We start from the raw sequence: 23,798 nt of genomic DNA, 5'->3' as shown, positions 1-23,798 counted from the left end.
CTGGCCGGGTTCGACCCGAAAGGTCAAGGGGTCAGCGACGCAGATATCTCTGCCAGACCCAGATCACCAACAAAGCGCCCAGAACCGCGCCAACAAAACCCGACAGCCAGCCCGCCACGGCAATCAACGCGCGCAGGATAAACCCGCCCACCAATGCGCCGACAATGCCGATCAGCATGGTTGTGGGTATATCCGCCTCGATCCGCATCAGGCGGGTCGCCAGAAACCCGGCTGCAGCTCCAATGATGATCAGGGCGATGACGGGCACGTTATTTCCTCCAATGAGTCGGAACGATGATGAGCGCACCAATCGAGGACAGCACGGCATCAAAGCCAGGTGGGCCAAAGCTAATGCCGAACATGATCCGGACAAAGTAAAACAGGAACGCTCCGCCCACACAAATGATGATTGAGGGCAGATACCCATTGTGGGTAAATCCCGTCTTCTCAGACAGATACCCTACAATGCCAGCGATAACCACCGTACCCATCAAGACCATGAACATCTACTTTACCCCGACGTTAAATTGGTCCCAGCTGCGACTGGCCAACCCCTTAGGAAAGTTGCTGCATCCTGCGCCGCTTTCCCAGCCCGCTGCAAGCGCAATAGGTCAATCGCGCCATCGCCACAGGCAACGCGGAGGGTATCATCCAACAGCTCACCCGGCTGCCCCTGCCCCACTGCCAACCGAGAGGCCAACAGCTTGATACGCTCGCCTCCAATCTCGGTCCAGGCGCCGGGAAAGGGGGACAGGCCCCGGATTTGCCGGTCGACCTCGACGGCTGGGCGGGTCCAGTCGACACGCGCCTCGGACTTGTCGATCTTTGCCGCGTAGGTCACTCCGTCCTCGGGCTGAGGTTCCGGTGTCAGGTCCGATAAGGTGTCCAACGTTTCCACAATCATCGCTGCACCCATTTCTGACAGTCTGTCATGCAGGTGCGCCGTGGTTTCCTGTGTCCCGATATCGGTGGCACGTCGCAAAAGGACCGGCCCGGTATCCAGTCCGGCCTCCATTTGCATGATGCAAACGCCGGTCTGAGCGTCCCCCGCCATGATTGCGCGCTGCAGCGGCGCGGCCCCGCGCCAGCGCGGTAAAAGGCTGGCGTGAATATTCAGACACCCCTGTTTGGGCGCATCCAGAACAGGTTGCGGCAACAGCAGACCATAGGCAACGACAACGGCCACATCCGCTTTCAGCGCTGCGAAGGCTTCTTGTTCTTCGATCGACTTTAATGACACCGGGTGACGAACATCAAAGCCAAGCGCTTCGGCCCGTGCATGAACAGGGGTTGGCCGGTCTTTCTTACCCCGCCCTGCTGGGCGTGGTGGTTGGCAGTAAACAGCGGCGATCTCATGCCCGGCTTCGACCAGCGCGTCCAGTACCGGCACCGAGAAATCGGGCGTTCCCATGAAAATGATGCGCATTTCTACCCCTGCTTTCTGGCTTTGCGCAGCAGAATATCGCGTTTGACCTTGCTGAGACGGTCGAAATACATCCGACCGTTCAAGTGGTCGATCTGGTGCTGCACGCTGGTGGCGTCAATCCCCACAAAATCACGACGATCGATCATGCCCTGTTCGTTCAGGAATTTCACCGTCACCGCCCGGGGGCGTTTCACCTTGGCAGACACGCCGGGCAGGTTCGGGCTGGCTTCATCATGCTCGCTCAGTTCAATCGAGCTGTGCAGGATTTCCGGGTTCGCCAACCGCACCGCACGCCCACGCTCGGTCGAGCCATCCACCACGGCCAGCCGCAACATCACTCCGATCTGAGGGCCCGCAAGACCAACACCGGGCATCGCCTCCATCGTGTCGATCATGTCGTCCCAGATGGCCCGGATTTCATCGGTAATCTCGGTCACGTCCTCGGCCTTGGTCCGCAGGCGTTTGTCGGGCCAAGGCAGGCAGGTGCGAACGGTCATGCGCGGGCCTTTTCGCGTTTCAACTTCTGCATCTTACGCGTGATCATCTGGCGTTTCAGCGGCTTGAGATAGTCGATGAACAGCTTACCGTTCAGGTGGTCGATCTCATGCTGCACGCAGGTCGCCCAAAGGTCATCAAACGTTTCTCGCTGTGCGTTACCGTCACGATCCATCCAAGCCACCTCCACCACTTTGGGACGGGTGACTTCGGCATATTGTTCGGGAATCGACAGGCAGCCTTCTTCATAAACATTTGTTTCGTCCGAAGAGGCCACGATCTCGGGGTTGAACATGATCAGGGGGCGCGGTGCCTCGCCCTCTTCCTTGACGCAATCCAACACGATCAACCGATCCAGGATGCCAATCTGCGGTGCAGCCAGCCCGATACCAGGAGCGTCGTACATTGTCTCCAGCATGTCATCAGCCAGTTTGCGCAGTTCATCCGTCAGGTCAGCAACGGGGGCGCAAACTTTTTTCAAGCGCGGATCGGGGTGAATAAGAATTGAGCGTTTCATGTCGTTGATTTAGGCCATCGCGCCCCCCGCCGCAACGCCCCCCTTGCACCCGCCACGATTGTGACTAGCTTTCCGTCCGACAGATGGAGACAACATGACGTTCAACGACTTGATCGACCGCCGGGGCACCAAAAGTTCTAAATGGGATAAGATGGAGCGCCTGTACGGCGTTTCACCGGATGACGGGCTGGCCATGTGGACGGCCGATTCCGATTATCCTACGGCGCCATGTGTTGTCGATGTCGTGCGGCAAGCTGCGGACCATGGGGTTTTTGGCTATTCTTGGATGCACCCGGACTATCTGAGTTCGGTCCAGTGGTGGATGAAAAACCGTCATGGATGGGACATCGACACCGATTGGGTTCTGACTTCACAGGGGTTGGGGAACGCGATCGCCCTATGTCTGGACGTTTGGACCGAACCGGGCGACGGAGTTGTCATCTTTTCGCCCGTTTACCATGAGTTTGCGCACAAGGTGAACAAATCCGGCCGCAGGGTGGTAGAGTGCCCGTTGGCGCGCGATGGCGACAGCTACGGGGTGGATCTGGACGATGCGCAATCGCGGCTGGACGGATCAGAAAAGATGCTATTGTGGTGTTCGCCTCAGAACCCGTCGGGGCGGGTCTGGACACCAGATGAGCTGCGCGCCGTTGCAGCTTTTGCCGAACGGAATGGGCTGGTTCTGGTGTCGGATGAAATTCATCATGACCTGGTCTATCCCGGCCAAACGTTTGTGCCGATGGACGTGGCCGCCCCGGATGCGCGGCCCTGGACCGTGACACTGACGGCGCCTTCCAAAACGTTCAACATCGCCGGTCAGCGCACTGGCAACATGATCATCCCAGATCCCAAATTGCGCGCGGCCATGCGCAACCGCATCCAGACGCTGGACTACGACCCCAGTGCGCTTGGCGTGGCGATGATCACGGCCGCCTACACCCCCGAGGGTGCCGCATGGGTCGACGAGCAGATCGTACATCTGGACAGCAACCGCCGTCTGTTTGATGCAACGATTGCGGAAATCCCCGGCCTTTGGTCTATGCCCCTGCAGGCGACCTATCTGGCTTGGGTTGATTTCTCGGGCACCGGAATGGACCATCCCGAATTCATTCGCCGCCTGCGTCAGGATGCCAAAATCGCCACCACATCGGGCCCCGGCTTCGGCGCGGGCGGAGAAACCTTTGAGCGGTTCAACCTGGCCACCCAACGCAGCCGAGTGGAGGACGCCTGTGCCCGCTTGAAACAAGCGTTTGCCGATTTGCAGTGAGGCAGGCGTTAAAGATAACTCTTATGCTGTGCCTGATCAGCGCAGCATGGGTTGGGTAGCACCGATACGGGCCACGTCCGCCCGCGCCGGAATGGTTCCCGAAACCGCACAGATCGACCACTTCCTGATCGAAAAATCCGCCCCTAGTCCTCGTGCCCCAACAGCGCGATCGGCGCATCCGGCGCGCGGTAGAAATCCAGCGGCGCCTTGTCGGCTGCGGCGGTGCTGCGTTTGAAGTCATAACGCATTTCACCCGCCTGCGCGTCATCCGCGATGATCAGGCATTGGTACAAATGGCGCGCGCCGTCATAGATATCGACCAGACCACGCAGTTGCGGAGTGGTTTCAGCCTCAACCGTGAAGCCATCCTTCCACAATCTTAAAATTTTGAAGGTATTGTCGCCAAATTCCACACGAAGACGGCTCGTCCTCTTCAGGCCCGCGATTCGAGCCGCGTCCAGTTCAGCGCTTATTTCCTTGGAAACATAGGTACTCATCAAAAAACTCCCCCGGCAGTGAGTACTATTGTGCGCTCTCAATCGTAAAAATCTAGTGAAACCGGTTACTTTAAATCCAGTCTTCATCACAGTGTTGCGGGCACACGCGCCATGGTCTGTGCGCAAACGCAGGCAAATTGCGCGCCTGCTCGCATAGGAACACCGCGCTCAAGCGCCTATCTTTCGAAAAATCGCTAAGCGGAGGAATACAGATGGGCCTGTTGGTCGATGGCAAGTGGCATGACACGTGGTATGACACCAAATCCACAGGTGGCGCGTTCAAACGAAGCGCCGCGCAGTTCCGCAACTGGCTAACCGCCGACGGCACGCCCGGCCCTTCGGGCAAGGGTGGGTTCAATGCGGAACCGGGGCGCTATCACCTCTATGTGAGCCACGCGTGCCCCTGGGCGCATCGAACGCTCATCTTCCGCGAACTCAAGGGGCTAAACGACCTGATCTCGGTTTCGGTCGTTCATCCGGATATGCTGGATAAAGGTTGGACCTTCGAGACGGATGACAACGGCGCGACCGGAGACGATCTTTACGGGCTGGATTATGCCCATCAGGTCTATACCAAGGCGGATCCGTCCTATTCCGGCCGTGTAACTGTGCCAATCCTTTGGGACAAACGGCAAGAGACTATCGTTTCCAATGAAAGCTCGGAAATCATCCGCATGTTCAATTCGGCGTTTGATGGCATCACCGGAAACACCGATGACTATTGGCCCGAGGCGATGCGCGACGACATCGAGGAGGTCAACGCTCGCATCTATTCCGACGTCAATAACGGGGTCTACAAGTCCGGTTTCGCCACCAGCCAAACCGCTTATGACAGTGCGGTGGGACCGCTATTTGATACTCTGGACTGGCTCGAACAGCGCCTGTCTCAGAGCCGCTATCTGATGGGTGACCGCGTCACCGAGGCCGATTGGCGCCTGTTTACCACTCTGATCCGGTTCGACCCGGTCTATCATCTGCATTTCAAATGCAACCGGCGGCGACTGATCGACTATCCGAACCTGTGGGCCTACACGCGCGAGCTATACCAATGGCCGGGCGTCGCACACACGGTCAACATGGAGCACATCGTGCGCCACTATCACTATAGCCACGAAAGCATCAATCCGCATCGCATCATCCCGACCAACCCGGTGCTGGACTTCATGGAACCTCATGGGCGCGGTCAGCGACCCGCTGCGTAGTGCTCGACCATCGCCGCCAGATCCTCTGGCGGCGTTGCGCTTTGCACATAAGCGCAAGCGTTAGGGCTGTGGGCAAAGACCGACCCGTCCGAAAAGAAGGTGGTATTGGTGACAAAAATCACCCGTGCCTCGGGGCGGCGATAACTGGCAAAATCTGCGACCGCCAGCGCGCTGCCCGCCTCTAACACCAAATCGAGCACGATGATATCGAACTCAGCCCCATAGAGCGCAAGAATTGCAGCCTCTTGACCAGTGACCAACGTCACCGCGGCACCTTGTCGTTCAAGATGCCTTTGCCAGACCCGACCCAGATCGGGGTTACTCTCAACAATCAAAACATTCATACGCAAAACCTCGGCCCATGTTGTGGTGAGTAGTGCCGATCCCTGTGGTTTGTGATCACGTTATTTCCTTAACAAAGTGTTAACGCTGTTTTCGGCTTTTCGTGACAGCGCGGATTCGCTTGTAAAAACGGCGAAAATCCGCTTGAAACAGCCAGAAATACGCGATTCCGGCGGGACCTAGATGACAAGCTCTGACAAAAACTTGAACCCACGGGCTGCGCGAGACCACGGCGGCGGGTTGGATGCAGCGATTGCGGCCTATGGCGGCGCGCGCGGGAACTGGATCGACCTTTCGACCGGAATCAATCCTCATCCGTACCCCATAGCCGCGCTGTCCCATGAAGATTGGACCGCCCTTCCAGATCACGGCGCATTCGAACAGCTGTCACTAGCCGCCCGAAACTTCTGGTCAGTCCCGGTAGACGCGGCTATTTTGCCCTCGCCCGGCGCATCGGCCCTGATCGCCCGTATCCCCGCACTTGCGCCGGCAGGCCGCGTTCAGATCACCATGCCCACTTACAATGAACATGCCGCAGCCTTTTCCGCGCAGGGCTGGAAAGTCCAATCTGGTGGACCGGCCCAGGCCCGCGTCATCGTCCACCCCAACAATCCAGATGGTCGCTATTGGGACGAGTCAGACGTGAATGCCCCGCTGACCATAATTGACGAGAGCTTTTGTGACGTCACTCCAGAGGTGTCACTGATCCACCTGGCCGCGCGACCGGGCGTGATCGTTTTGAAAAGCTTCGGCAAGTTCTGGGGGCTGGCCGGGCTGCGTCTAGGCTTTGCAATCGGTGATCCACTGCTGATCGCCCGCCTGAACGACCTGACCGGCCCTTGGGCAGTGTCTGGGCCGGCGCTTCGCGTCGGTCAGCGCGCCCTGACCGATCCCGATTGGGCCAATTCCACCCGTCAGCGCCTGACGACGGACACCGCTCGGCTGGATGCGCATATGATCGCAAAGGGCGCGCGGCTTGCTGGCGGCACCACACTGTTCCGCCTCTATCAAGTCGATGACGCTGCCCAATGGCAAACCCGTCTGGCCCGCGCCCATGTCTGGAGCCGCATCTTCCCCTATTCCCAAACCTACCTGCGGTTCGGCCTGCCCCCTGCAGATGGCTGGGACAGGCTAGAGGCCGCACTGTGAGCACCGCCTTCCTGCTGGTCTGCGCCCTATGTCTGGACGCCGCCTTAGGTGAGCCAGACTGGCTATGGTCGCGCGTCAAACACCCGGCGGTCATGATCGGCAACGTGATCGGCGCGCTGGACAAGCGCTTGAACCACGGGGCGCAGCGACGTTTGAAAGGCGTAGGTGTGGTCGTTCTACTGGTCGTAGGCGCGCTGGGGATCGGTTGGGGGCTAAGCTTGCTGGGTTCGGTGGTCCAGATCATCGCCTGCGCCATCCTGCTAGCGCAAAAATCGCTGGTGGCCCATGTACGCGCAGTCGCAGACGGATTGCGGGTATCCCTGCCCGAGGGGCGCGCCCAGGTCGCGATGATCGTTTCACGCGATACGCGCGACATGACGCAGGCGCAGGTGGCACGATCCGCCATCGAAAGCGCGGCCGAGAACCTGAGCGACGGGGTCATTGCGCCCGCCTTCTGGTTTCTTATTGGCGGTTTGCCCGGATTGCTGGTCTACAAAGCCGTTAACACGGCCGACAGCATGATCGGCTACCGGACCGACAAATACCGAGACTTCGGTTGGGCCGCCGCCCGTCTGGACGACCTGCTGAACCTGATCCCTGCCCGCCTGACCTGCATGATGATCGTAGCCCTATCAGGCCAATGGGCGCGCTGGTCTGAGATGGTCGCCGATGCGCACCGCCATATCTCGCCCAATGCAGGCTGGCCCGAAGCCGCAATGGCCCGCGCTCTGAACGTGGCCCTAGCCGGGCCTCGCAGTTATGACGGGCAATTGCGCGATCTTGCCTGGGTCAATGGTGACGCCCCCCGCGATATCGGCGCGTCAGAAGTTTTCCGCGCATGTGACATGCTCTGGCGGGTTTGGGGGCTTGCGCTTGGCCTCGTGTCGGTGTGGGTTGGGTTCAGCTTTATTCTGTAACGGACCCGTTTCATGCGCTTGCTTTCTGGCCTTTTGGCCACCGCCCTGCTGACCTCGCCCGCCTTTGCCCAATGTGGCGGAGGGTTCAATAGTTTCGTCAAGGATCTGAAATCCGAGGCCGCGCAGCAAGGCTATGACCGCGCCACCGTCAACGCCTTCTTCAAAGGTGTGCAACAGGACAATGCAGTGCTTAAAGCCGACCGCGCGCAGGGCGTGTTTCAGAAACCGTTCATTGAATTCTCGCGCCGCCTGATTTCGCAAAACCGGATTGATCGCGGGCGGGCAATGTCGCGCAAATATGACGCGGTTTTTGACCGGATCGAGCGCGAATACGGCATCTCGCGCGGCGTACTGCTGGCCTTCTGGGCGTTCGAAACCGATTACGGCGCGTTTCAGGGCGATTTCAACACCCGCAACGCGCTGGTCACGCTGGCCCATGATTGCCGCCGTCCCGAACTGTTTCGCCCTCAAATCTTCGCCGCTATCGAATTGTACGAGCAGGGCAATTTCGACCCCGCCCGTACCACCGGGGCCTGGGCCGGAGAAATCGGCATGGTCCAGATGCTGCCCCGCGACATTCTGGAAAACGGTGTGGACGGGGATGGGGACGGTAAGGTCTCACTGAAAACCTCGGCCCCGGATGCGCTGATGTCGGGCGCAAAAATGCTGTCGAGCTTTGGCTGGCAGCCGGGTCAGCCATGGCTGCAAGAAGTTACGGTACCCGAGCGAATGGACTGGTCCCTGTCCGGCCCTGGCAAGCCGCGCCCTGTGTCCGAGTGGCAGGCGATGGGCGTTCAGGCCCGCAGCGGGTCGCTGTCCAACCTGCCCGCCTCGCTGATCCTACCGCAGGGGCATAAAGGGCCTGCCTTTCTGGCCTATCCGAATTTCGACGTCTATTTCGAGTGGAACCAGAGCTTTACCTACGTCCTGACCGCCGCCTATTTCGGCACGCGGTTGGAGGGCGCGCAGATTTATGATGCAGGCAACCCGGCGCAGGGCCTTTCGGGCGCGCAAATGAAGCAACTACAGAGCAAACTTCAGGCCCGCGGCCATGATGTGGGCAAGATCGACGGGATTCTAGGGGCCGGAACACGGGCGGCTGTGCAGGCCGAGCAGGTGCGGCTGGGATTGCCCGCGGATGCGTGGCCAACAGTCGCGTTGTTGGGACGGTTGTAAATACTCAAATAATTGGCCGCAATAACTCTGAATGAAGTTAACGTTGGGTCAAAAAAGTACTACTTGCGAGCTATGTTTTTTCACCCGGCAGTCGCAGCTTTATGGCGCCCACAAGGTATTTCCACGGATATCTTTTACAGTGATCCAGTTGCTGCAACTTTGAGGAATAAGTAAATGCCAGTCAGCATCGGCTCCAAGACACGGAAGATTAAAAAATTTGTGAAAAGGAAATGAAATGAAAGAGGAGCTGGTTTTGCACATTGGTGCCCACAAAACGGGTACAACTACAATTCAACGAGCATTGGCTCTCTATCGAGAGCAATTGTCAAAAAAAAACGTTCATTTTGCAACAACGGGTGACCACAACAATGTTCACCAGTCACTTGGACCGGTCGAGTATCAGAAGCTTATTCCAAAGGGCTTTCGTGTTTATAAAATCGATGATCTAGTTCAAAATCTTACGAATCATGACATGGACCGTGTCATAGCATCGTCTGAGAATTTTTCGTTTTTTTTCGCAGAAGACAGCATCAATAGGCTGGCTCAGAGGATTAACCCGTTCTTTAATAAAGTCACGATTTTGACATACCTTAGGCGCCAGGACGCTCATGCCGTTTCACATTATCAAGAAGGAGCAAAACCAGATCGATTGGCGGAGGAGCAACTTTATGGTTACAGACCGACTCCGTTGCCTATGCGAAGCAATGTGTTGGATTTTTATCTTGATTACAATCAACGAATTGGAATGTGGGCAGATGTATTTGGAGAAGAAAACATAATTGTCCGTCCTTTCGAGAGGGACCAATTAGAAGGTTCAGACATCTGGTTGGACTTTTTGAAGACTTTGTCGATTGAACCGGAGGGCATGATAGATCATCCCTTGCTAAATGCATCTATGGGTAAGAGTAGGACGTTTCTGGGTCACATTATGAATGAAATGGGTCTTCCATCGTCAACAAAACAAATTCTCCTGGATCTTACCGAGGAAGACAAAAAGTATTTACCTTGCAGGCGTGACGCCGAAGCATTTTACAGCCCATACAAAGAAAGTAACCAAAAACTTAACGAAAGACTAAGGGTGAATGGAACCTATGGGATATTCAGTGAACGTTTTGAAGAATATCCGGAAAGCGAAGTGAACCTGTGGACTGAAAAGTCCGTGGAGCAACTAACCAGAACATTGGTTCAGTTCATAGCTAATATGCGTGACAATAATAGTTACACAGCAAAAATTAGTGAGTTGGAGCACGAAAGAGACGTCGCTTGCAAGCAGCGCGACCATGCGAGGCGCCACCCTTGGAAATATTTTGGCTATGCATTGAAATCAAGAAAAAAAAAGCTCGCCGGACCACGCCGCTTTTAAGTTGGCCAGGTGGCGTTCAGCGCGCAGGACGTATGACAACCGATGTCCGGGAGGAAAGGGTATTTTCCAAGATCGTCGTTCAAGAGAATCCGGTCGAGCCTGACGCCCCTTTCGACATCGTTCTGCGTAGTAACAAACTCAAGATTACCTTGCCCGGTGATCCGGATTCAAACCTCATCTCATTGATCCAAGTGCTCTCATGATCTCGCCATCCGGAAACTTCAAATTCTACACTTGAAGCGCTGTTTGAAGATCTCGATTGGCAACGAGTTGTTCCTCGTCATATGCGAAAGCCAGTGGCTGTCTGATACCGCAACGCGGACCTTGTGGCAGAACGCAGCGGATGGTGGGAAAGAGCCCAAAACACCGATGCTGCATACGAAACAAACTGCCCTAAATCACGCGAAGCTGCCGTTGTGGCAGAATTGATGGAATCCCCGTACAAGACTGACAGCTCTTCGCTGTCTGCCAATTTGGCGAATTGATGAAACTGGGGGCAAGCATGAATTGACTTTTTTGGATCACGTTGACCAGTTGAATCCCATCCCAAGAAGATGCTGCTGAAGTAGATGTCTTGAGACCCAACGTTGGTCTTCTTTCTTTTCCAGAGAGAAGAGCAGACAATCAAACCGAGGGATCAAGTACCTTACCCTTAATTGTTGCTTCAGGCATCCGCTCCTATCAAATCGCTGGCCCTTTCGCCGATCATGATGGCTGGCGCATTGGTGTTACCACTCACGATTTCCGGCATGATCGAGCAGTCGGCCACTCGCAAGTTCGCTATTCCGTGTACTTTTAGTTTTGCATCTACGACCGATGCTTCGGTGCTTCCCATCGCGCAAGTGCCAGTGGGATGATAGATTGATGCGGTGTTTGATCTCACCCACTCCAGCGTGCCTTCATAGTCGTCGCAACTCAGCTGAGCTGTTGGCCGAAACTCCTCTGAAATCTTCGAGGCCAAGGGATTGTGCTTGGCTATTTCGCGCGCGATGTTCACTCCGTCGACAATGGTACGGCAATCCGTTTCAGTGGACAGATAGTTCGGTATTATTTTTAGGTGTTTAGACGGATCCGGGCCGTCCAAACGTAGCTCTCCCCGGCTTTCCGGGCGCAGCTGGCAAACCGACATGGTGAAGGCTGAAAACGGATGTACGCCCTCGCCGGGGCTGTCGGCGGACCAGGGTTGAACGTGGAATTGAATGTCGGGCGTCTCTACATCCGGGCGGGTTTTCATGAATCCGGTAGCAAGGCTGGCGGCCATGGTCATAGGGCCTGCACGGAACAGCGCGTATTTCAGGGCGATGCGCGTCTTATTGAACAGGCTGCGGACTTCATCATTCAGCGTCGGCTCATTGCATTTGAATACTAGCCGGGCCTGCAAGTGGTCCTGTAGCCCTTTGCCGACACCTGGTAAGGCGTGCAGCGGCTCGATGCCATTTTCCTTTAGGTGTTCTGGGTCCCCGATTCCTGAAAGCATCAGGATTTGTGGTGAGTTTATGGCCCCGCCGGACAGGATGATTTCGCGTCGGACTGTCAGGTTCTTCTCAGCGCCGGAACGATCTCGGTAGACCAAACCGGTAGCCTTTTTCCCTTCCAGAACCACGCGCGTGACCAGAGCGTTCGTGATGATGTTCAGGTTTTGTCGATCCCGGATGGGTTTCAAATAGGCAACGGCAGCGCTGCACCGGCGGCCATTGCGGGTGGTCAGTTGGAAGTACCCCACCCCCTCTTGTTCTGCACCATTGTAGTCCGGGTTGAACGGATATCCTGCCGCCTGCGCTGCGGCCACCCATGCGTCGCAGATCGGGCGTTGAATACGCATATTGGACACGGACAAAGGCCCGCCAACGCCATGAAATTCATCTTCACCCCGCTCCTGATCCTCGCAGCGCTTGAACAGGGGCAGGACATCGTCCCAACCCCAGCCTTCATTGCCCATTTGTCGCCAGCGGTCGTAGTCCTCTTTCTGTCCGCGGACATAGAGCAACCCGTTCAGTGAAGACGAACCGCCCAGCACCTTGCCGCGCGGCCAATCGATGGATCGCCCGTTCAGCCCTGGGTCAGGTTCGGTGCGATAGCACCAGTCGACCGAGGGGTTATGCATGGTTTTGAAATAACCGACAGGGATGTGAATCCACGGGTTGGTATCGCGGCCACCAGCCTCGAGCAGTGCAACAGTCGTGTTAGGATTGGCGCTGAGCCGGTTGGCAATGACGCAGCCAGAAGACCCAGCGCCCACAACCGCATAATCCACTTCCATGACTGCCTCCTCCTCGTGCCGTTGAAAAAACTCTATGCAAGATGCAAGAATTACACTAGCATTTTTTGATACAAAACGTCTCATTAATTGCAATCAGGGAGGTAAGCAATGGAGATCGGTAAAAAACTAAGTGGGATTTCGCGGCGGGATTTCTTCCGCGTGGCTGGCCGTTATGGAATGAGTTCCACGTTGCTGGCAGCAGGTGGGTTCGGGGGGGCGATGAGTCTGGCGAATCTGGCTCAAGCCGCAGAATCAACTTATGAAAAGCGTTTTTCGAAAGAGCCTAAACACACCCTGAAATTCGGTGCTTCGGGCTTCAACACCCGCAACCTTCTGATCGAACGTGCCGGGGCCATCGAGTTCGCGCGCGATCTGGAAGAACGCACAGACGGTGAGATTCGGATCGAGTTCATCGGCGACAACCAGATCTGTGGTCAGCTCAGCTGTGTTGAAAAAACCCAGCAGGGAATCGTCGATATCTACGCCGCTTCGACTCAGAACTCGGCTGGTGGCGCGCCTTATCTGAACGTACTGGACTACGCCTATATGTTCCCAAGCCGTGCGGCGCAGTACCATTTCTTCTACAGCCCTGCGAGCCAGCGCATTCTCCGCGACCCCCTGGAGAAACGGCATGGGTTGAAGTTTCTGTTTACCCATTGTGAGTTGCGTGGCCTGCAAATGGGCTCGTCGTTTGCCGACAAGCCTACAGTGACCAAACTGGAAGAGCTGTTCGGCACCAAGAACCGCGTGACAGGCACGCAGCTGGGTCGGATAGCGATGCAGCTGCTGAACCTGAACCCGGTACCGGTCGCGTGGGAAGAAACACTGGACGCCCTGAAAACCGGTCTGATCGACGGGGCCGAAACCTGGGCTTCGGCCGTGGCTTACGCCAATATGGCACCAGTGGTTTCGCAGTCGGTGAACCTGAAGTTCTTCTGTGGCACCGAGCATACCTCGATGTCAGCCAAGGTCTTCGACGGTCTCAGCGGCGAGTTGCAGGACGCGGTGATGGAATCCTCGTATTTCACACAGGCTTTGATTCAGGGCGCGAATGAGGCGGCGCTGCTGAACACCGTGGGATTCTCGGACCCGCAACTGCCCAACACGATCTTTGCCGAAAACGGCGTGCGTCCCGCTTTCCTGCCCGACGATCAGATCAAACTGGCCGAAGAGATGTGCGCCCCGAACTATAACCCTGAGCCTTGGGCACAGTGGCGTGAACGTCTGAACAAATGGGCTGGCGGCATCGATACGTATCAGGAAATTTACGATATCGCGCGTGAAATTCCGGCTGACACACTGCCAGAAAACGTCGAACCGCGCCGTTGGTGGATGGGCCAAGCCTGATAAGCTGATGTGAACTGGCCCCAATCGGGCCGGTTCCAAAAACACACCGACTGGGAGGACGGGGTACATGTCGTTATGGGCAGACATAGGCGCGATCTTCAGCGCCTTTCTCAGCCAGGATTCGTTCGAGATTCAATCCGCTCTGGAATCTGACGCTGCTTGGGTTCTGGGTGCAGTGGTTTCTGCATTTGGCGGGCTTCTGGTCATGCTGGTCTATCGAAAGGTGCCCTTTATAGAGCGCCATCTCGAACGATCCGTGATGGTCTATTCGTATCTTACCATTGCGCTAATCATTTTCTGGGGTGTGATCGACCGCTTTGTGTTTAATGATCAAGAGCCATGGTCAACGACCATTCCGCCACTTTTGTTTATGGTCATGGCTTGGTTCGGAGCATCTTACAACGTACGCCTGCGTACGCACTTGAGCTTTAGCGAATTCCGCACTGCGATGCCGAGGGCAGGTCAGCTGGCTTGCCTCATCCTTGATGCGGTTCTGTGGTATATTTTCGCGATGATCGTCATCGTCACCACGACCCGGCTGGTGGCGCTTTCTGCATCTAATTTCCAGATCGTACTGGGTACTGACAATGTCATGCAGTGGTGGTTTCTTCTGGCCGCGCCGCTGTCTTTCTTTCTGATGGTCGGACGCGTATTTCAGAACCTCGCCGACGATCTGCATAACTGGACAACAGGCAAGCCGCTGATTCAGCAGGCCGTGATCGGAGCAGACTGATGACAGACGGAACTATGGTCACACTGATCTCGCTTGGGGTTACGTTTCTATTCATGCTGGGCGTGCCAGTTCTGTTGGTGATCGGCTATTGGGTCATCGGCTGTTCCTTTGTCCTCGGTCTGACACTGGACAATATGGGCGCCGAACTGCTGAACGTTTTCAACAAAGGATTTGCCCTGCTGGCGATGCCATTGTTCATCCTGACTGGAGACCTGATCAACAAATCAGGTATTGCGCGGCGCCTCAGCGATTTTGCCTATGCCTGTCTGGGCTGGATACGCGGTGGCTTGGCAATGGCCTCGTTGGGGGCCTGCGGGCTGTTCGCGGCAATTTCGGGGTCCAACTCGGCAACAACAGCAACCATCGGGTCGATGCTGCACCCTGAGATGGTTAAAGGTGGCTATGATGAACGCTTCAGCGCTGCCACCGCAGCTGCGGGTGGAACTGTAGGGATCATCATTCCTCCGTCTATTATCTTTATCGTCTACGGATTCTTGATGAACCTGCCGATATCTGAGCTGTTTGTGGCCGGCATAATTCCTGGTGCGCTGATGGTCATAGGGATGCAGTTCGCCTGCTGGATCATCTGCCGCATGAATGGCTGGGGGCATCTGATCCCGCTGCAATTGAACCGAGTGTTGAAAACCGCGTTCGGTGCTTGGCTTGGCTTCTTTGCCATTGGTTTGGTTCTGTGGGGCATCTACACCGGTAAATTCTCACCCACCGAAGCGGCCGGTGTGACAGTCGGTTTTTGCGTGATCGCAGGCTTGGTCAGCTATCCGATCAACCGCCTAATGGGCGCGCGCAGCAACGTTTCACCGACCGAAAAAAGCTACGCCGAGATGTTCGTGGTCGAAGGTTTCACGATCCCGGAGATCCCGTCAATTGTGATCCGGTCAGCTCAGATCACCGGTATCCTTGCGCCGTTGATTGCGATTTCCGTAGTGATGCAGCAGATTCTGTCCCTTTTGGGTGCGCAAGAAACCATTGGGAGCTTTGTAACCTCAATGGGCGGCTACCACGCGGTTTTGTTCACCTCGATGGTGATCGTGTTTTTCTCGGGCATGGTGCTGGAAAGCTTGCCAGTCACGATCATTCTGGCCCCGATCCTTGCGCCGATTGCGGCCTCGGTCGGCGTTGATCCGATCCACTTCTCGGTGATCTTTCTTGTTGGCGCGTCCATTGGCTTTATCACCCCGCCATACGGCTTGAATCTCTACGTCGCCTCCGGCGTGACCGGCGTGCCGTATTTCCGGTTGCTGCGCTACACGGTGCCGTATCTGGCGGCGCTGCTATCGGTGTGGATTTTGGTGTCTCTGGTGCCCGATCTGGCCTTGATACTGCTGCCAAATAACTAGAATGTTGCGGGATGCCTGAGACGGAAACACAAGACAAAGAAACTCAGATCCCGACCAACCTGCGCCTTCTTCTTATCCTCGAGGAGGTGGCGCGGCGTGGGGTCGCCGTCAAACCAGCAGACCTGATCGAGACATTGGGACTGGCGAAGCCCACAATCCACCGTTTGTTGCAAACCGCAGAGGCCGAAGGTTTCCTGCAGCGAGATATAGATGGTCGCTCGTATGGCCCTGGGTACCGGCTGCGGTTGCTTTCGGTCAATACCATGTCTTCCGAACACCTTCGTACTGCGCGTTTGGCTATCTTGCGCAGCGTCGCTGAAGACGTCGGTGAGACGTGTAACTTAGCCATCCCAGACCGGGAAGGAATGATCTACCTCGACCGGGTTGAAACGAAATGGCCGCTTCGCATCCAATTGCCGATCGGTACCCAGGTGCCCTTCCATTGCACAGCTAGCGGCAAGATGTACCTGTCTACTCTGCGACAGAAGACGTTGGATGGGTTTCTCTCTGCTGGCAATTTACAACCGCAAACCGAACGATCCCTGACGAACCCTAAAGCACTACGCGAGGAAATCCGTAGAGTCGCTGAGAATGGTTACGCGGCGGATGATGAGGAATTCATGGCCGGAATGACGGCCATCGCTGTGCCCATTCGTGATGGACAAGCCAGATTGGTAGGCACACTTTCGGTACATGCTCCAACCCAACGTCACAACGTCAACAGCCTGCTGTCCTTTCTGAACATCCTGCAAAAAGGCGCAGGTGAGCTCTCGGAGATGTTAACGGACTGATCTTTTCAAGCCGCTTGAAGAGCCAGACTGTCTGCGCAGTATAATTCGCCGCGTCGGGTCAGCCCGTCGTAGGCGGCGATGCCGACGAGAGGCAGCGCGGCGGCTTCCCGCATACTTAGCGTCTTGGGTTTGTGTGCAACCAGACGAACATCTGCCTTAAAATTCTCTGCCAATGAACCCGGTAAGTCCATCAAACCACCTGCACGCCCGTAAACCTCACCACCTACGGCAAAACCTTTCACACCGTCGCCAATCGCAACGACCGGGTCTGGTATTTCGGGAAGCCCGAATAGCGCATCTGGTCCTTACGAGTTGACAACCATAGCTTTCGTTGAGGTTTTGCTTTTGCGAAATGGCGTCAGGCCCACGTGGAAACCGCGCACGCCTGACCAGATCATTGTCTTGTGGGTGGTCAGTTGATGTCTTGCACCTGCATCACCAGATCGCCCCATTTGCGCTGGTTCTCGATGTCGTGCTCCAAACCTTGTTCATCCGCGATCATGAAGCGTTTTACGGCCGGAGTTTTGCTGGTCGCCTGATACAGCCAATAGGCTTCGGCCTTCAGCGCCTCATCGATGGGCTTGTCGATGGACTCGTAGACCATCTGTTTACAGGCATTGATCGACTCAGCAGGGAATTGTGCGATCCGTTCGGCCAGCGCGGTCACATACGGGCCGATTTCATCCGCTTCCAAAGCCTTGTTGATAGTGCCCAAACGCTCGGCATCATCTGCGTCGTAGTCTTGTGCACTCAGAATGATCTCAAGCGCTTTGCCAAGGCCGGTTTGACGGGCCATGCGCGAGGCGCCACCGCCGCAGGGAAGGATGCCCATCCCGACCTCCATCTGCATGAACTTGTATTTTCCCCGCGCCGCAAATCGCATATCCAACGCCAAGGCCAATTCGTGCCCGCCACCGCGCGCAAACCCTTCCAGTTTTGCGATGGTCGCCTGTGGCACCTTGCTGATCCGCTCGCAAACTGATTGCAGGTCCAAAAGCTGAGCGTCCTCGCGAGAAACAGCTTCGGTCGACATGTCCTTCAATAACTCAGTATCGTAGTGGCAGACCCAGATTTCCGGATTGGCCGACTGAAAGATCACGACCTTGGTGTCACGGTCCCGCTCTAGCCGCATGGCCAGACTATTTAGGTCGGCCAGCATTTCCTGGCCCTGAACGTTCACGGAGCCAAAGTTGAAGGTAACCGTGGCAATGCCGTTTTCAACATTTACGTCAAAGGTTTGAAAGTTCTCGTATTTCATCAGGCCGTCCTTTCTTGGGCCTCGACGCGGCACGCGCGAGGGGTAAGGGAATGTTAAAGGTGGAAGTTCGTGGCGTTTTAGCGCCCGGATGGTCAGCTCGTATGGCTGATCAAATCTGCAATAATGTTCATGACGTCGGTAGCGTGGTTCTCGTCGAGCGCTGCGGCATGGGGGTCAGCGAAGGCCCCACTGTCATTGTCGAAATAGGCTCCTGACGCGTCAGCAAACCGCACACCCAAGGCTGCGTCAATCAAGATATCAGCGCCAATGTTCATATCGTTGCCAGCCAGACCAAAGCCTTCTTTCACCATCTTTGAGGCCAAAAGTGATCCGGGATTTACGGCAACCATCACAGGTGCATTGGACAGCGATTTGGTCCATTCGCGGGTCCAGATGGTGATCGCCAACTTGCTCTGGGCGTAGGCTTCCATATCCGCCAGTTGCACATTGCCCTGCATGGCCCGGATGTTCACCGGGGCCTGTGCCGCAGATGACAGGTTCACGATACGCCCGTCGGCAGGAATGACCGGCAGCAGCAGTTTGGTCAGAAGATACGGTGCAAGCGTGTTCACCACAAAGCGAATGTCCTGGCCATTTTCCAACACGGTTTGCGGGGCTTTCAACACACCTGCATTGTTGATCAACACATCCAGTTTGTCATGTCTGGCCCGTACGCTTTCGGCGAGTTTTCGAACCGCGGAGAGATTGCTGAGATCAGCGGCATAGGTTTCGACATCGCCTCCGACCGCGGCAGCAGCGCTCTCCAGTTTTGATGCGTTGCGTCCATGGAGGAGCACTTTGTGCCCATCAGCAGCCAGCCTCGTAGCTGTCAGCAGGCCAATGCCGTCGGTTGAACCCGTGATGAGAATAGTTTTGGTCATCAGTCTGATCCTTCAGGAAAAGTCAGGCAGCACAGTGTCCGCCAGATGTTCGAGGGTTGTATCGATAGGCGCTTGATTGAACCTTAGGTTCAGCGCGACGTGATTGACCCCGAGCGTTTCAATCTCGCGCAGATAGTTGCGTAGGAAATCAGTTCCAGACTGAAACCCAAGATGGATTGGGCGCGGAGGTGCAGCAGGGTCGGCAACAACATCGACATAGAGCGATTGCATGACCGGCTTGTCCGGTTGACCTGCCGCCTTCACACGCCTGCGGAAATCCGTGATGACTTGACCCTGAGCCGCAGCATTGCGCGGATATGTCATCCAACCATCTCCGTTCTGCGCTACCCAATCAGGTGTTTGTTGGCTACCACCCGTAATGAGCATCGGCAGGCGCGTTCCATGCGGCTTTGGCAAAAGATCAATCCCGCCATTCAGTTTGCCCTGTGCATTTTCATGCGTGGGGTAAGCCGATCCAACCGCGCGGATGTACCCAAAACTATCGCGGAACCGTGCCCCCCGGTCCTCAAAGCCCTGGTTCATCGCCGGGTACTCCTCGGGCCGATCACCGGAAGCGATACCCAAAAGCAACCGCCCGCCCGAGAGCACATCTGCTGTCGCTGCTGCCTTGGCGACATGAGCGGGGTGACGCAATGGCAGGATCACACTGGACGTTCCAAGCGCAATCCGATCCGTCGCCGTTGCCAAAGCTCCCAAATAGACAAATGGATCGAAAACTTGCCCGGGGTCACCGAAGCTTGGAACATTAAAGGGCACGTCCCGTAGCCAAAGTGCCGCAAACCTAAGTTCCTCGGCTTTCTGAGCCGCTTCTAGGTGCTCCCGTAGAGTCGGCTCTGCGCCGACGGCATAAGCTTCGAGAGGCAGCACAAGGCCAATGCTCAGTCGTCCGGGACGGAACACTTGGTTGTAGGCCAAATTTATTTGCTCAAACCCAGACAGCTGCGTTTCATCCAACATGTCTGCCCCTCCCCTAATAGCGCACCAAAGTACGGCTTTCGATGCTTTTGCGAACGGTATTGATGTTTGGATCTTCGACCATGTCGAGGGCGCTATGAGCAACCGAAGCCCGGCCTTGATTGTCATAGATGTTGAAGACCGCGACCTCATTCGGCGTCATCTTGGATTGATAGATCCACTCATGTTTGGGGTTGCCCACCAGCCCCATGATTTGTCCCGTGCGGTCGGGATAGATCAGGTCCAATAAAATCCAGTCCGACGGGTCAATTGAAGAGGGGCGAACGAACCCAAGTGGTGCTGAATTGATCGGATGCTCTATCGGACGCCATACATTGACAAAGGCAAAATGACCTTGCGCCCACTCCGTTGCGGCCTCGGCGCCCAGCAAGTCGACAAGCCGCTGTTCGGCTCCGTCCTTGCTGTAGTCGCTATGAACATTGCGCGCCGGTTTACGTATTGCTTCAGGATCGTCCACCCGAACAGTGTGATCAAAAACCACGACGTCTCTCGCACCCAACCTGTCCTGCAGCATGGCCTTGAGCTCCGCATCGTAAATCGACTCCCAGCTGCCGCCTGCAAAGTCTCGGACCTGCGTTTCGAGCGGCATGATTTCAACGGCATCGCACGCAAATGAAACCGACGAGGTCGTTGTGCGGTTGTCTGCTAGCACGACAGATGTCGCGAGCAGTTCAGGGCAAATCAGGTTGCCAGCGATCCCGCCAGCATCAAGCTCAAAGGCTTGCCGGTAGGATTTGTGAACATGGTAGTTAACCGTGGCCGTCCGTGTCATTTGCGCCTCGTGCCTAAGCTTTACTGTATCTGTGAAAGAGATTTAACCTCGATCAAATTGCAGATAAACTGCCCAATAATGTATTTATAATTCGGAAAATGAATATAATGGGCTTGGACACAGACGCTCTTCGATTGTTTATTAGGGCAGCAGACATGCTTAACATCAGCGCGGCGGGGCGTGACCTGGGCATGGCCCCAGCGGTCTCCAGCGCAAGGCTTGCCAAGTTGGAGCAGAACCTCGGTATTGAGCTTTTGCACCGCACGACTCGCAAAGTTTCGTTGTCGGTGGAAGGAGCGAATTTCCTGCCTTTCGCACGTGAGATCATTGCGCAGGAAGAGGCGGCATTTGCTGCATTGGGTAGGCAAATGGCAACGATCAAGGGCACTTTGCGTTTTACGGCGCCAAGCAGTTTCGCACAGCTCTACATCGCGCCAATCCTGCCTAAGTTTCTTGAACAGCACCCTGATCTCATGCTCGATCTGCGCCTGTCGGATGTGCAGTTCGACCTGATCGAAGGAAGCTATGATCTAGCCCTTAGGAACGCGCCACTTGTCGACACCAGTCTGAAGGGTCGCAAACTGGCTGATGACCAGCGCATTCTATGTGCTGCACCGCAGTACCTCGATACGCATGGCGTTCCCGATACACCAGCCGATTTGACAAGCCACCGTCTGATCGCTTTCCAAAACCTCCAACCTCGGCCACTGACAGGGCCAGCAGGCGAAAACGCCTTTTTTGATCCCGCATCAGCCAAAGGCCAATTAACTATCGATGACGGTCAAAGCCAAGTCCGCGCCACATTAGCGGGGGCCGGTATTTCCTTAAATGCTAGATGGAGCGTGCATGAACAACTGATGTCAGGCCGTTTGGTGCGTGTTCTTCCAAACTTTGAAGTCAGCGAAGACAGTGTTTTGTGGCTGATCTATCCCAAGTCCAACGTACTATCCCCAAAAGTGCGGGTGTTCATGGACTTTTTGGTTGCAGAGATTGGCGCAAAGCCTCCTTGGGAAACACAAGTGTAATTTAGGTCAATCGGGCTGTCATAATTCCTGTCTCCAATCTCGGAGACGGGCGTTGAGGGGACATGCCTTGTCCAATCGCAAAAGTCTGGTTTGTCCCGCAACTGCAGGGTTCAGTCAGGTTGCGGCGAAAGGTCGGTCTCGGTTCGAGCGATTCTGACAGCCGCGAATGACCCGAATGACGACTTGTGCCGTCAGGCGTTTGCACGGTACGTTACTTCGACAGGCGAACCGATAACAAACGCCGCTCGCGTTTGCGCTGAAGCATCTCGAAGTATCGACCCAAGCATTCCAACGTCGCGCGACGCGAAGGAGTTACCAGATTGCATCGTGAGCGCGCTTTACCTACTAAATCGTTGCTCAGATTCGCGACTAATTCGTCCAGCGCTTTCGCTCGAAAACCGGACCCAAGCACCCCTATCCCAGAAGACTTTCGTGAAGAACTGGCATCCGCCAAACGACATGCTAAAGATACTTACAGCAACTGTGTCCTCGAATTTGGCTCTGTATTTCTCAACGTGACCAGTAAAGGTGCACGTGACTTCTCTATCACCATGAAAACAAGCCATATTTTATCTCCAAATTTTAGCCGCGAGTTTTAAATTCTCTGAGCACGCGAAACCCAACGTATCTTGCCCGACTTCCGTATATGGCACGCCCTCGAGAGGCGGTGCGCGCGAAATCTATTGCACGCCTGTAGGCTCCGCCACGAGTGACGTTGAATTCGCACACAGTCGAATTAGCTTTTTGAAAGTAAAGGCTGGAAGTCGGCCACCCTTCGTATCGCTTTGACCAACAAGACATCGTCAATTCCGCAACATTTCCTGACATATGCCTCAGACCCCAAGCGTTCGCTGCATGAAGCTGATCAACCTGTACAGGTAGTCGACGTGAGACCAGATCAGGACGATCTACTCCCAACATCTTTTCGGTCGCAGAACCGCTAAAGTTTGCTTGATCAGCAGAAACCTCTTCACCTTGGGCAAAGGGGGTCTGAGTTCCTGCCCGCGCGGCGTAGTCCCATTCGGCTTCAGTGGGCAGCCGATAAACCTTAGTCCCAACCTTTTGATTAAGCCAATTCGTATAGTTTATTGCATCATCAAACGAGACGTAGATAACCGGAAAGCTTCCAGTCAATGACACACAGGAACCATCGAGCTGGGGAATACAGTTTTTCGGAACGAACCCGCTACATCCCCCGTCTTGGACACACGCCATCCATTGATCGTAGGTTACTTCGTTTCGCCCCATTGCAATCGGAATGTCGATTTCCACGCGGTGAACCGGACCCTCATGCTTTGCTATATACGGCGCTTCCGGTGTAGCTGTACGCGTTTTCCCATCAGCGAAATAAGTAGTTCTCCGAGATTCCCCCTGCGGCCCTCCCATCATGAACTCGCCAAGCGGCAACGCGATCATTTCGGGACAGACGTCGCATTCCTGGAACATCTCAAGCGGCGCAACAGTCGTGCCGTCCGCCAGCTGATATTCCGCGGGAATAGCCTCTGTCGGGCGTGTCAGTAGCACAGCGAAAGGTAGTATTTTCCGCCACAACCCTAAAGAGTATAGAGTTTCTTGACCAGTTGTACCGGGGAACGCCCCAAAAAGAGGATTAGACCATTTAAGCATTTTCGCCACTCAACACTATGAGTCTCAGCCAAAAATACTCGTTCAATTTCAATTCGCTGGTTAAACATCAACGAACTGGCAAGACTCACAAAAATTTTATCAATAGTGAAACTGTTAACGAGAGACGAACAATCCGTCAACTTAAGAGAGATCACAATTTGGGATTTCATTTATATTCTTGGATTGTGATTCTTCTTATTGAATGAGCAAAGGTCGCAGGCTTTTCCCGCGCGTTTCAAATTTAGTGGAGAATCTTGAGACACGGCGTGAGGTAGTGTTGCGCGTTCACCACAGTGCGGGTTCGCCCTTTTTACTTCCACAGTGCTTCCAGTTGTTTTTGTATAAATAGAAACGCCGCCCGAAGGCGGCGTGTAAGCTATTGTTTTCTGACTGAGAGTAT

At 55.4% G+C, this 23,798-nt stretch carries 26 protein-coding genes; 11 read left to right on the top strand and 15 right to left on the bottom strand.

Annotation, left to right across the window (positions count from 1 at the left end):
* Window positions 1-31: 31 nt before the first annotated feature.
* From ABWV79_RS21445 to def (ABWV79_RS21425), 5 genes are read right to left on the bottom strand one after another with little or no spacing between them, the layout of a single operon-like run.
* The gene (locus ABWV79_RS21445; RefSeq protein ID WP_353394774.1) at window positions 32-268 is read right to left on the bottom strand and encodes a GlsB/YeaQ/YmgE family stress response membrane protein; all 237 of its coding nucleotides are present in this window, start codon (window positions 266-268) and stop codon (window positions 32-34) included.
* 1 nt (window position 269) lies between these two features.
* Window positions 270-506: a hypothetical protein gene (locus ABWV79_RS21440; RefSeq protein ID WP_170756075.1), complete on the bottom strand. Its 237-nt coding sequence runs from the start codon at window positions 504-506 to the stop codon at window positions 270-272.
* Window positions 507-511: 5 nt separating this feature from the next.
* Window positions 512-1,426: a methionyl-tRNA formyltransferase gene (fmt, locus tag ABWV79_RS21435; protein WP_353394771.1), complete on the bottom strand. Its 915-nt coding sequence runs from the start codon at window positions 1,424-1,426 to the stop codon at window positions 512-514.
* Window positions 1,427-1,428: 2 nt separating this feature from the next.
* Window positions 1,429-1,923 (bottom strand): peptide deformylase, encoded by a 495-nt coding sequence (gene def / locus ABWV79_RS21430; RefSeq protein ID WP_353394769.1) that lies wholly within the window; start codon window positions 1,921-1,923, stop codon window positions 1,429-1,431.
* Window positions 1,920-2,438, bottom strand: coding sequence for a peptide deformylase (gene def, locus ABWV79_RS21425; RefSeq protein WP_353394767.1), 519 nt, complete (start codon window positions 2,436-2,438; stop codon window positions 1,920-1,922). Before def (ABWV79_RS21425) ends, def (ABWV79_RS21430) begins: the two co-directional genes overlap by 4 nt.
* Window positions 2,439-2,532: 94 nt before the next feature.
* On the opposite strand from def (ABWV79_RS21425), the gene ABWV79_RS21420 reads away from it, so the two are divergent.
* Window positions 2,533-3,705, top strand: coding sequence for a MalY/PatB family protein (locus tag ABWV79_RS21420; RefSeq protein ID WP_353394765.1), 1,173 nt, complete (start codon window positions 2,533-2,535; stop codon window positions 3,703-3,705).
* Between the two features lie 143 nt (window positions 3,706-3,848).
* On the opposite strand, the gene ABWV79_RS21415 is transcribed toward ABWV79_RS21420, so the two are convergent.
* The gene (locus ABWV79_RS21415) at window positions 3,849-4,202 is read right to left on the bottom strand and encodes a hypothetical protein (RefSeq protein ID WP_170756079.1); all 354 of its coding nucleotides are present in this window, start codon (window positions 4,200-4,202) and stop codon (window positions 3,849-3,851) included.
* Between the two features lie 212 nt (window positions 4,203-4,414).
* Between ABWV79_RS21415 and ABWV79_RS21410 the strand changes: the two genes are divergently transcribed.
* Window positions 4,415-5,404, top strand: a complete 990-nt coding sequence (locus tag ABWV79_RS21410) for a glutathione S-transferase family protein (protein ID WP_353394763.1) — start codon at window positions 4,415-4,417, stop codon at window positions 5,402-5,404.
* Here ABWV79_RS21410 and ABWV79_RS21405 read toward each other — a convergent pair.
* On the bottom strand, window positions 5,386-5,748 hold the full coding sequence (locus ABWV79_RS21405) for a response regulator transcription factor (protein ID WP_353394761.1): 363 nt from the start codon (window positions 5,746-5,748) through the stop codon (window positions 5,386-5,388). The genes ABWV79_RS21410 and ABWV79_RS21405 overlap by 19 nt on opposite strands.
* A 181-nt stretch (window positions 5,749-5,929) precedes the next feature.
* On the opposite strand from ABWV79_RS21405, the gene ABWV79_RS21400 reads away from it, so the two are divergent.
* The 4 genes from ABWV79_RS21400 (at window position 5,930) to ABWV79_RS21385 (ending at window position 10,351) form a co-directional block, all read left to right on the top strand.
* Window positions 5,930-6,895 carry a threonine-phosphate decarboxylase gene (locus ABWV79_RS21400; protein ID WP_353394759.1) on the top strand — a complete coding sequence of 322 codons (966 nt, stop codon included), beginning with the start codon at window positions 5,930-5,932 and terminating at the stop codon, window positions 6,893-6,895.
* Complete coding sequence (gene cbiB / locus ABWV79_RS21395) at window positions 6,892-7,812, top strand: adenosylcobinamide-phosphate synthase CbiB (protein WP_353394757.1); 921 nt, start codon at window positions 6,892-6,894, stop codon at window positions 7,810-7,812. Before ABWV79_RS21400 ends, cbiB begins: the two co-directional genes overlap by 4 nt.
* A 12-nt stretch (window positions 7,813-7,824) precedes the next feature.
* On the top strand, window positions 7,825-8,988 hold the full coding sequence (locus ABWV79_RS21390) for a lytic murein transglycosylase (RefSeq protein ID WP_353394755.1): 1,164 nt from the start codon (window positions 7,825-7,827) through the stop codon (window positions 8,986-8,988).
* Window positions 8,989-9,223: 235 nt separating this feature from the next.
* Window positions 9,224-10,351 carry a hypothetical protein gene (locus ABWV79_RS21385; protein ID WP_353394753.1) on the top strand — a complete coding sequence of 376 codons (1,128 nt, stop codon included), beginning with the start codon at window positions 9,224-9,226 and terminating at the stop codon, window positions 10,349-10,351.
* A gap of 664 nt (window positions 10,352-11,015) precedes the next feature.
* On the opposite strand, the gene ABWV79_RS21380 is transcribed toward ABWV79_RS21385, so the two are convergent.
* Window positions 11,016-12,611 (bottom strand): GMC family oxidoreductase, encoded by a 1,596-nt coding sequence (locus ABWV79_RS21380; RefSeq protein ID WP_353394750.1) that lies wholly within the window; start codon window positions 12,609-12,611, stop codon window positions 11,016-11,018.
* A gap of 108 nt (window positions 12,612-12,719) precedes the next feature.
* On the opposite strand from ABWV79_RS21380, the gene ABWV79_RS21375 reads away from it, so the two are divergent.
* The 4 genes from ABWV79_RS21375 to ABWV79_RS21360 all read left to right on the top strand — a co-directional run bounded on the left by ABWV79_RS21375 (window position 12,720) and on the right by ABWV79_RS21360 (window position 16,840).
* Window positions 12,720-13,958 (top strand): TRAP transporter substrate-binding protein, encoded by a 1,239-nt coding sequence (locus ABWV79_RS21375; protein ID WP_170356762.1) that lies wholly within the window; start codon window positions 12,720-12,722, stop codon window positions 13,956-13,958.
* Between the two features lie 67 nt (window positions 13,959-14,025).
* Entirely contained in the window at window positions 14,026-14,691 is a 666-nt protein-coding gene (locus ABWV79_RS21370; protein WP_170356764.1) for a TRAP transporter small permease, read from the top strand.
* Entirely contained in the window at window positions 14,691-16,049 is a 1,359-nt protein-coding gene (locus tag ABWV79_RS21365) for a TRAP transporter large permease (protein ID WP_170356766.1), read from the top strand. The genes ABWV79_RS21370 and ABWV79_RS21365 overlap by 1 nt, the downstream gene beginning before the upstream one ends.
* Before the next feature lie 11 nt (window positions 16,050-16,060).
* On the top strand, window positions 16,061-16,840 hold the full coding sequence (locus ABWV79_RS21360; protein ID WP_353394747.1) for an IclR family transcriptional regulator: 780 nt from the start codon (window positions 16,061-16,063) through the stop codon (window positions 16,838-16,840).
* 5 nt (window positions 16,841-16,845) lie between these two features.
* Here the strand turns inward: ABWV79_RS21360 and ABWV79_RS21355 are convergent, their stop codons facing one another.
* The 5 genes from ABWV79_RS21355 to ABWV79_RS21335 form a co-directional block, all read right to left on the bottom strand.
* Entirely contained in the window at window positions 16,846-17,082 is a 237-nt protein-coding gene (locus ABWV79_RS21355; protein WP_353394745.1) for an MDR/zinc-dependent alcohol dehydrogenase-like family protein, read from the bottom strand.
* 170 nt (window positions 17,083-17,252) lie between these two features.
* Complete coding sequence (locus tag ABWV79_RS21350) at window positions 17,253-18,098, bottom strand: enoyl-CoA hydratase/isomerase family protein (protein WP_353394743.1); 846 nt, start codon at window positions 18,096-18,098, stop codon at window positions 17,253-17,255.
* Window positions 18,099-18,190: 92 nt separating this feature from the next.
* Window positions 18,191-18,979: an SDR family NAD(P)-dependent oxidoreductase gene (locus ABWV79_RS21345; protein ID WP_353394741.1), complete on the bottom strand. Its 789-nt coding sequence runs from the start codon at window positions 18,977-18,979 to the stop codon at window positions 18,191-18,193.
* Window positions 18,980-18,991: 12 nt separating this feature from the next.
* Window positions 18,992-19,957, bottom strand: a complete 966-nt coding sequence (locus ABWV79_RS21340; protein WP_353394739.1) for an LLM class oxidoreductase — start codon at window positions 19,955-19,957, stop codon at window positions 18,992-18,994.
* Window positions 19,958-19,970: 13 nt separating this feature from the next.
* On the bottom strand, window positions 19,971-20,747 hold the full coding sequence (locus tag ABWV79_RS21335) for a CmcJ/NvfI family oxidoreductase (RefSeq protein WP_353394737.1): 777 nt from the start codon (window positions 20,745-20,747) through the stop codon (window positions 19,971-19,973).
* Between the two features lie 113 nt (window positions 20,748-20,860).
* Here ABWV79_RS21335 and ABWV79_RS21330 point away from each other — a divergent pair, with 113 nt between their 5' ends.
* Complete coding sequence (locus ABWV79_RS21330) at window positions 20,861-21,772, top strand: LysR family transcriptional regulator (protein WP_353394824.1); 912 nt, start codon at window positions 20,861-20,863, stop codon at window positions 21,770-21,772.
* A 582-nt stretch (window positions 21,773-22,354) separates the two neighbouring features.
* Here ABWV79_RS21330 and ABWV79_RS21325 read toward each other — a convergent pair.
* On the bottom strand, window positions 22,355-23,398 hold the full coding sequence (locus ABWV79_RS21325) for a formylglycine-generating enzyme family protein (RefSeq protein ID WP_353394735.1): 1,044 nt from the start codon (window positions 23,396-23,398) through the stop codon (window positions 22,355-22,357).
* Between the two features lie 170 nt (window positions 23,399-23,568).
* Window positions 23,569-23,798, bottom strand: a 230-nt coding sequence (locus ABWV79_RS21320; protein ID WP_353394733.1) for a hypothetical protein, incomplete at its 5' end; no start/stop codon positions are given.

Source organism: Ruegeria sp. HU-ET01832, from assembly GCF_040371315.1.
GTDB lineage: Bacteria > Pseudomonadota > Alphaproteobacteria > Rhodobacterales > Rhodobacteraceae > Ruegeria > Ruegeria lacuscaerulensis_A.
This window is presented reverse-complemented; position numbering and strand designations above follow the sequence as displayed.

Coding starts and splice junctions, on each gene's coding strand:
- ABWV79_RS21440 (WP_170756075.1), bottom strand. CDS start 506: ATGTTCATGGTCTTGATGGGTACGGTGGTTATCGCTGGCATTGTAGGG.
- fmt (WP_353394771.1), bottom strand. CDS start 1,426: ATGCGCATCATTTTCATGGGAACGCCCGATTTCTCGGTGCCGGTACTG.
- def (WP_353394769.1), bottom strand. CDS start 1,923: ATGACCGTTCGCACCTGCCTGCCTTGGCCCGACAAACGCCTGCGGACC.
- def (WP_353394767.1), bottom strand. CDS start 2,438: ATGAAACGCTCAATTCTTATTCACCCCGATCCGCGCTTGAAAAAAGTT.
- ABWV79_RS21420 (WP_353394765.1), top strand. CDS start 2,533: ATGACGTTCAACGACTTGATCGACCGCCGGGGCACCAAAAGTTCTAAA.
- ABWV79_RS21415 (WP_170756079.1), bottom strand. CDS start 4,202: ATGAGTACCTATGTTTCCAAGGAAATAAGCGCTGAACTGGACGCGGCT.
- ABWV79_RS21410 (WP_353394763.1), top strand. CDS start 4,415: ATGGGCCTGTTGGTCGATGGCAAGTGGCATGACACGTGGTATGACACC.
- ABWV79_RS21405 (WP_353394761.1), bottom strand. CDS start 5,748: ATGAATGTTTTGATTGTTGAGAGTAACCCCGATCTGGGTCGGGTCTGG.
- ABWV79_RS21400 (WP_353394759.1), top strand. CDS start 5,930: ATGACAAGCTCTGACAAAAACTTGAACCCACGGGCTGCGCGAGACCAC.
- ABWV79_RS21390 (WP_353394755.1), top strand. CDS start 7,825: ATGCGCTTGCTTTCTGGCCTTTTGGCCACCGCCCTGCTGACCTCGCCC.
- ABWV79_RS21385 (WP_353394753.1), top strand. CDS start 9,224: ATGAAAGAGGAGCTGGTTTTGCACATTGGTGCCCACAAAACGGGTACA.
- ABWV79_RS21380 (WP_353394750.1), bottom strand. CDS start 12,611: ATGGAAGTGGATTATGCGGTTGTGGGCGCTGGGTCTTCTGGCTGCGTC.
- ABWV79_RS21375 (WP_170356762.1), top strand. CDS start 12,720: ATGGAGATCGGTAAAAAACTAAGTGGGATTTCGCGGCGGGATTTCTTC.
- ABWV79_RS21370 (WP_170356764.1), top strand. CDS start 14,026: ATGTCGTTATGGGCAGACATAGGCGCGATCTTCAGCGCCTTTCTCAGC.
- ABWV79_RS21365 (WP_170356766.1), top strand. CDS start 14,691: ATGACAGACGGAACTATGGTCACACTGATCTCGCTTGGGGTTACGTTT.
- ABWV79_RS21360 (WP_353394747.1), top strand. CDS start 16,061: ATGCCTGAGACGGAAACACAAGACAAAGAAACTCAGATCCCGACCAAC.
- ABWV79_RS21350 (WP_353394743.1), bottom strand. CDS start 18,098: ATGAAATACGAGAACTTTCAAACCTTTGACGTAAATGTTGAAAACGGC.
- ABWV79_RS21345 (WP_353394741.1), bottom strand. CDS start 18,979: ATGACCAAAACTATTCTCATCACGGGTTCAACCGACGGCATTGGCCTG.
- ABWV79_RS21340 (WP_353394739.1), bottom strand. CDS start 19,957: ATGTTGGATGAAACGCAGCTGTCTGGGTTTGAGCAAATAAATTTGGCC.
- ABWV79_RS21335 (WP_353394737.1), bottom strand. CDS start 20,747: ATGACACGGACGGCCACGGTTAACTACCATGTTCACAAATCCTACCGG.
- ABWV79_RS21325 (WP_353394735.1), bottom strand. CDS start 23,398: ATGCTTAAATGGTCTAATCCTCTTTTTGGGGCGTTCCCCGGTACAACT.